The following is a 7146-nucleotide window of genomic DNA, read 5'->3' as shown; positions in this document are numbered from 1 at the left end:
CAACGGATCTTTGCCCGGGGCACCGGCGCTGTTATTCCAAAGCCCACCGCTTCCCTTGTCGGCACCAAGTTTGAACTTGGCGGTTTCGGTGGAGTCCCAGATTTGAACTTGCGGGGTTCCCTTCAAATAGATTCCGCTGTCAGCCAGCGGGACGGTCTTGTACTCCAGATACAACTCATAGTCACGGTAGTCTTGATTGGTGACCAGGTAGGCGCCGTGTCCGTCGTTGACCAGTTCACCATTTTCGACGCGCCAGTGTTTTTCGGCATCGGCTTGCCACTCGGCCAGCTTTGCGTTGCGTTCTTCCTCGGGCATTTCGGCCAACTTGATCGGGCTGAAATGGGGACGCCCGTGCCAGCCCTCCAGGTTCTCGCCGTTGAACAGCGGCTGGAAGGCGTCGGGAGATTCGGCCTGCGTGACCGGTGGCATCGTGACGAAGGCTGCGATCGCGGCAGCAAAGACCAGGCGGGTGAGTTTCATGGTGGGATTGATGTCTAGCGGGTAGAGAACTGGAAGGTCGATATAATAACCAAACTTCACGTCAACAGTCCGAGCTTCAACGACAGGGCGTTAAAAATCGCGTCGTGCGAAGTAAACGCACGAAAGCGTTAGCATAACGGCCAAAAACAGGCTGCAACTGACGACCGGGCGAACGATTTTCAGCTGCACCACCTCCTGCTCGTCGTTGGCCACGTCGCCGATCGCGAAGGACGTCTTACCGCTCACCAACGCCGCGACGGTCTGGCTCAATTCCCCCGTCTGCGGTGTCAGCGTTCGCAACGGCGTGATGACGTATCGATCAACACTCCGCCAACTGGTCAGGGAGGGGCGAACGGCCCGTTCGATCGTCACGGAGGCCGTGGCGTCGGGGCCGATTGCGACAAAGTCGATCGAATCGATGTGGTGCGCGATCGCCAGCCGACCGGATTGCTGGTCGTACTTGATGGCCGTCACTTCGCTCTGAGGCAGGGTGACCCACTCCACCCGATCTCCGCTGCGCGTCGCGACCCGGACGCTGCCGTCGGTCGTCAGCAAAGCGAATCGATCGGTCGCCCCCAATCCCTCTGCGGCCACGACCGTCTGGTCGTCCGGCGAGGGGAACTCGGCCAACAACGCCAGCGAGTCGGCCTGGTACCAGCGGACCGGCTCGTCGTCACGGGCAAGCAACACCGACCGGCCCGCCGCCGCCATCGTCGCCCGCGCCGCGTCATTGTCGTCCAACATCAGATCCGCGGCCAACGTCGCCGTCGCCCCGTGCGCGTCGTCACCGCCACCACCGCCGCCACCGGGCAACTCCAGTCGCATCAACCGTCCGCGGGCGTAAACGACCAGCGACCGGCCATCGGGAAGCACATCCAGTCGCACCGGATCGGTCAGCGTGACTCCCTTGGGCAAGATCACGCGAAAGGCTTCGGTCGCACCGCCCTGCATTCGAATCAAGTCGGTGATCCAAGCCGTGACCCCGATGTTGGACACCTCGATGTCCGGCGATCCGTCTTCCGCTTCGGAGTCAGTGCCCGAGTCACTGCCCGTGTCAGTGGTTCGATCGTCGGACGTTTGGTCCGGTTCGTCATCGTCGATTCCCGATTCGTCTAACACTTGCTGAATGGTCGTCGCCATCAGCCCGGTGTTGTTCAATGCGATCAGGCGGTTGCCGACAACCAGCAATCGACGCGTGCCGTTAGGCAGTCGCAATCCCGGGTTGGGCTTCCAGTCATTGGACCGATCGAGCACCAACAAGTCCAGCGATCCGCTGCCGTACAAATTGAATCGGCCACCCCGGATGCGCGCCGTCGCGATCTTTCCGGGGGCGATGCGAACCGGAGGCACGATCAAATCGCGGCGTCGGAAATCGCCTTCGATTACATCGGCCCATTGATTCGATTCGCTGTCGAACCGCTTCAGTTCGCCGCCACGCGTCGCGATCACGATGTCTTGACCATCAAAGGACAGCTGCGAGATACGGTCGGGTGCGCGAACGAGTGCGTCAAAGTATCCGCCGATCAGTCCGATCACCAACACAAAGGCGCCGAACATGCAGGTCACACCGATCGACAGAATCGGAGAGCGCCAGCGCAGCCCGGCGAGCAAGGAGACACTGAAGAACACCGCAAACAAAAACACCGCCACCGGGATGCACCACAACACCCGCGCGTTCCAAATGTCCAGCCGAAAGCCGGAGATCAACCACAGGCCGATCACCAATTGGCTGACGCAGAGAAAGACGAACGCACAACCGCCGATGAACTTTGACAACAGCAACATCGTTCGCGAGATCGGCTTGCTCAACAACAGGTGTAACGATCCCGGTTGCAGCATGTCGGGAATGATCGACGCGGTGACCAAGATGCCTAGAAAGATCAACGCAAAACCGAGCAACCAATCCATCATGATCGGGACGACAAACTGATTGATCAGCGAAACGAATTGTTCTTTGCCGATCAGAAAGAAGGCCGGAAAGTCGAAGCCCGCGTAGGACAGGGTGATGGACCGCGCCGACATCGCGGTGAAGACGCCCGGCAACGCCGCTTCGATCCGCAACCGCGCCCGCCGGCGACGTTCCGGTTCACTGATTTCATCGTCCGGGATCTCGTCCAACTCGCGAAGCTCGCGCAGCCGGACCGTCGTTCGCCACGCTTCGGCATCGTACCAGTCTTCGTTGTCCAGGGACTCGTTGAGAGAATCGGCCAGCGCCCCCTTGTCGATCCGAACGTCTTCACCGCGGGCGACCTGGCGAAGCTTCCGTTTGATGTCTTCGGGAAAGGTGCGGGCAAGTCGCCCCAGGGCCGTTTCCGATTCCTTGGGATCGACCAGTCCCCGCGCGAGCATCGCCTTCATCTGCGTCCCGTTGTCCAAGTCGAACCAACGAAACGTCGTCGTGTAATCCTCGTGGTATCCGATCGGTGCCAGCGCGGCCAAGAAGATCCAAATCGCCACCATCGCGATCCAGAGGATCCGCGACGAAAGTGCCGAATGAAACGAGTCCGCGATCACGGCCAAATAAGGTTTGATCATGACAGCACCTCCTCGCCGGCGACCTCCTCCCCGGCGACACCCTCGACTGAGTCCGTTCCCACCAGACGCATGAACGTTTCCTCCAAGGACTCACGACGCACTTCCAATCGAGCGATCGATTGATCGTTTCGCCGCAGTTGGTCCACGATCGCATTGATCTGATCCTGGTCAACGACCGCGATCGACAAACGGAACGCCTCGCGAACTCGGGTCGATTCGATGTCGACCGTGATGGAGTCGCCGAAGATCGCCTGCCAATCCGGTTCGACGTCGCCGGGCACTTCGACGATCAGCTTTTGTTGGTCGCGGTGCGCCAGCTCATCGATCGGTCCGATCGCTTTGATTTCGCCCTTGGCCAGGATCGCCACCCGCGTGCAAACCATCTCCACTTCCTGCAGGATGTGGCTGTTGAGGAAAATCGTCTTGCCGCTGTCACGCAACCGATCGATCACTTTGCGGACTTCGTTGCGGCCGACCGGATCGAGCCCGTCGGTCGGTTCATCCAGGACCAGCAGATCGGGGTCATGCAGCAGCGCCTGGGCGAGTCCGAGACGCTGGTACATTCCCTTGCTGAACCGACGGACCGACTCGCGATCACGTCCTTCGAGCCCGACCAGTTTCAGCAACTCGTCGCTGCGCGAGTGGATTTCGGCCGCGGTCATGCCACTCATCCGGCCGTAGTAACGGAGCGCCGATCGCGCCGAGTGATGGCGATCGACGCGCAACGATTCGGGCAGATAACCGACGCGAGAGCGGGCGGCGGAGCTGCCGATCGGTTGCCCGAGCAATCGGGCATGGCCGCCGGAGGGTTTGACCACGCCCAACAGCATTTTGATCAGGGTCGTCTTCCCGGCGCCGTTGGGGCCGAGCAAGCCGAACACCTCGCCCGGAAAAGCTTGCAGCGAAACGCCGCGAACGGCATCGATGCGGCGGCGTCCGGTCAGCGACAGACTGCGATACGTTTTTCGCAGCTGATGGACATCAACGATGGGGTCTGGCACGGCGGATCTTCAATGAGTGGCGGCGTGCCGACCAGTATAACGCCGAGTCTTGAAATCCGCCCCGGGTGCCTCGACAACGACCCGCACTAGCGGGGCGTCGCGTCGCGGACGTCTAGCCGGAAACCGAGCTGATCATCAGATAGCCCAGCCAAACGACCGATACGGCGATCACGGCGGCAGCCAACAAACGGTGCCCCGGGTGACGCCAGTCCGGGCGTTGGACTTCGCGCTCATACAGGCTGCGAAACCGCTCACGCTGGTTCTCGGTCGTGAACACCCCGTCTTCGACCAACTCGTTCAAGCCGAATTGCGTCGAGTACTCCACGACTCCATAGACGCGGTGACGGCGATCCAGTTCGTCGACCCCGACGCCCTCGAAGTACCAGAGTTGGTTACCGAACTCGGTCTCCGTCTCGGCGCGGTTGTCGATGCAACGCAACTGCAAGATCTCGCTGCGTTGGGGGCAAAAGCGAGCGCGGATCATGGCACGATTGCAATCGAGCCTGACCTGGCGGATGGTCGCTTCTGAAAACCGGATGACCTGGACGTGGCTATTCATAGATCCCTCTCTTCATTTCCCGCCTAGTGGAAACTAAATTCACTTAATCCGATTATTGCCGGGAACCTAAGTTCCGTCATGGTCAGAAAACCAAAAAAGCGGACCGAATCTTGATTTTTTAAGATGGGTCGCTTCGGCGTCGGTCAAACTGGCGGATCCTCGTCGTCTTTGTCGGTTCAAAATCGGCCTCGAATGAACACGTGCACAGACATTTTGCGGCTCCCCGAAATGGGGTGCGGTTAGCACAAAGACGTCGGGCGTTAAACTGGCCCGCGACTCCGGTTTCTTCTCCGCTCCCCCTTTCCGACTAGACATGCTCGAACGTCGTTCCCTGCGGGCGCCCGTCACACTGGGCGTCGTCCTGATCGTCCTGGTCGTGATCCTCGGTGCGATCTGGGCGATCTCCAGCTTCATCGGATCCGAACGCAGCGGGCTGTTCTGGACGCTGTTTATTCTGGGCAGCCTGTTGCTGCTGAGCATCCTGGCCGGCGTGATCGTCTACCTGACGCTGACTATCAAAGCCGTCCGCTTGAATCAACGGCAATCCAATTTCCTCGACTCGGTCACCCATGAATTGAAAAGCCCGATCGCGTCGTTGAAGCTGTACCTGCAGACCATGTCTCGGCACAGCGTCGATGAGTCGCAGCAACGCGATTTCCATCGCATCATGCTGGATGACGTCGAGCGACTCGACGCCCTGATCAACCATCTGCTCGATGCGGCGCGGATCGATCGCGGCAACGAGCCCGAGGACGACGAGGTGTTCCGGCTTGACCAGTTACTGGCCGAATGCGGCGAAGCGGCGTGCATGCGTTACCGGTTGCCGGTCGAAACGGTTCGAATCGATTGCCCGCCGGTGACGATCCGCAGCCAATCGGTGCAGCTGGAAATCCTGTTTCGAAACTTGATCGACAATGCCATCAAGTACGGCGGTTCGCCTCCCGAAGTCATCGTGTCGATTCGCCCGGTCGAAGGCAAAGAGGATCAAGTGGTCGTCTCGATCACCGACAACGGCGCGGGGATTCCGTACGACAAACGCCGCAAGATCTTCGGGCGTTTTGTGCGGCTGGGCAACGAACTTGAACGCAGCACGCCCGGCACCGGCCTGGGGCTCTACCTGGTGCGGACGGTCAGTAAAGCCGTCGGGGCGAGCGTGCGGATTCGCGGCCGCCGTGAAATCGATGGGGTCGCCGGAACCGTTTTTGAAGTCACAATGAAACAAGCGGTCTCGGACGTGCCGACGGAATGACACGGCACCAAATGCCCCGCACCAGGATGGCCGCCCGACCAGACGCGTTTCCCGTTCTCGTTTCCACTTAGTTATTGTCGCCATGCGCCCGCATATCCTTGTCGTCGAAGATGAAAAGCACTTGGGGGTCGGGATCAAGTACAACCTTGAAGCCGACAACTATCGTGTCACGTTGGTCGAAGATGGGCCGACGGCGCTACGCTTGATCGATGCATCCAACGAACCGATTCATTTGATCGTCTTGGATCTGATGCTGCCCGGGATGAGCGGTTACACGGTTTGCGAGACGATCCGAGACGCCGGCGTCACCACCCCGGTCCTGATGCTGTCGGCCCGCACGCTGGCCGAAGATCGCGCCCGGGGTTTTGACGTGGGGGCCAATCAGTACATGAACAAGCCGTTCGAACTGGATGAATTACTCAGCCGGGTGAAAAACCTGCTCCAACACTCCCAGGCATCGTCGGCAAACGCGTCGCCGCGCCGCATCCGCGAGTCGATCGAACAGATCGCGTTCGGCGATGTCTCGGCGCACTTTCTCAATCACGAAGTCACCGTCGGGGGCAAGTCGGTGCCGATGACACCCAAACAGTTGAAGCTGCTGCGGTACTTCGTGGAAAACCCCGACCGCGTGATCAGCCGCAGCGAATTGCTGAGCGAAGTCTGGGAGATCAGCGGGAATCTGCAAACCCGCGCCGTCGACCAAACCGTCGCGCAGCTACGCAAGATCATCGAACCCGATAGCAGCCAGCCGGTGCACCTGCTGACGATCCGCGACGCGGGGTATCGCTTTATCCTGGGGCCGGCGAATGCAAAGCAGGAACACAAAGCCGAAGAAGAAACAGACCAGTAACCGCGGTCGCTGATGCGGTGCCCAACGTGGGGTAAGCTTCCAGCTTGCCTCCCTGGAAGCGCCAGCTTTCAGCTTGCTTCCCTCGAAACGCCAGCTTTCAGCTGCTGCGAGATACGCTCGCAACCGCAAGCTTACAGGCTTGTTCATTGAATCAGCCGTTTGGCGCGAGCCTACGGGCGCCGACGAGTCATCTACACGATGAATGCCCGTACGCTTGCGCGCTCGCGGCTAATCCCACATGCGATCGGATGAACTCAACGAACCGTTACGCCACGGGGCATCACAGACCGAGAGCGTGGTACGACAAACCGATCGAGCAGGACCGGCGCATTAAAAAAGCCCCCGGTCCAGTACGAGATCCTAGGGGGGCGGAGGATAACGCGCTATGGGACCGGGAGCCGGTGGTTTTTCGGTTGAGTGGAACACCACTCGATTCGGTTCGACGCGGTCCCTTGCTTCCTTGCCGGGACCT

General features: G+C 60.1%; 6 protein-coding genes. 2 read left to right on the top strand and 4 right to left on the bottom strand.

Going from position 1 to position 7146, the window contains the following annotated elements; genetic code table 11:
* From ABX749_RS15530 to ABX749_RS15515, 4 genes are all read right to left on the bottom strand, one after another.
* The coding region (locus ABX749_RS15530) for a DUF1080 domain-containing protein (protein WP_372896777.1) at nucleotides 1-480 on the bottom strand (480 nt) is incomplete at its 3' end.
* Between the two features lie 90 nt (nucleotides 481-570).
* Entirely contained in the window at nucleotides 571-3015 is a 2445-nt protein-coding gene (locus ABX749_RS15525; protein WP_372896776.1) for an ABC transporter permease, read from the bottom strand.
* Nucleotides 3012-4016, bottom strand: coding sequence for an ABC transporter ATP-binding protein (locus tag ABX749_RS15520; protein ID WP_372896775.1), 1005 nt, complete (start codon nucleotides 4014-4016; stop codon nucleotides 3012-3014). The genes ABX749_RS15525 and ABX749_RS15520 overlap by 4 nt, the downstream gene beginning before the upstream one ends.
* 112 nt (nucleotides 4017-4128) lie before the next feature.
* A complete protein-coding gene (locus ABX749_RS15515; RefSeq protein ID WP_145212668.1) occupies nucleotides 4129-4575 on the bottom strand; it encodes a hypothetical protein in 447 nt (148 codons plus the stop codon).
* 313 nt (nucleotides 4576-4888) lie between these two features.
* Between ABX749_RS15515 and ABX749_RS15510 the strand changes: the two genes are divergently transcribed.
* The gene (locus tag ABX749_RS15510; RefSeq protein ID WP_372896774.1) at nucleotides 4889-5824 is read left to right on the top strand and encodes a sensor histidine kinase; all 936 of its coding nucleotides are present in this window, start codon (nucleotides 4889-4891) and stop codon (nucleotides 5822-5824) included.
* Nucleotides 5825-5906: 82 nt separating this feature from the next.
* On the top strand, nucleotides 5907-6674 hold the full coding sequence (locus ABX749_RS15505; RefSeq protein WP_372896773.1) for a response regulator transcription factor: 768 nt from the start codon (nucleotides 5907-5909) through the stop codon (nucleotides 6672-6674).
* Nucleotides 6675-7146 lie beyond the last annotated feature (472 nt).

This window comes from Stieleria sp. (assembly GCF_041595215.1).
Classification (GTDB): domain Bacteria; phylum Planctomycetota; class Planctomycetia; order Pirellulales; family Pirellulaceae; genus Stieleria; species Stieleria magnilauensis.
This window is presented reverse-complemented; position numbering and strand designations above follow the sequence as displayed.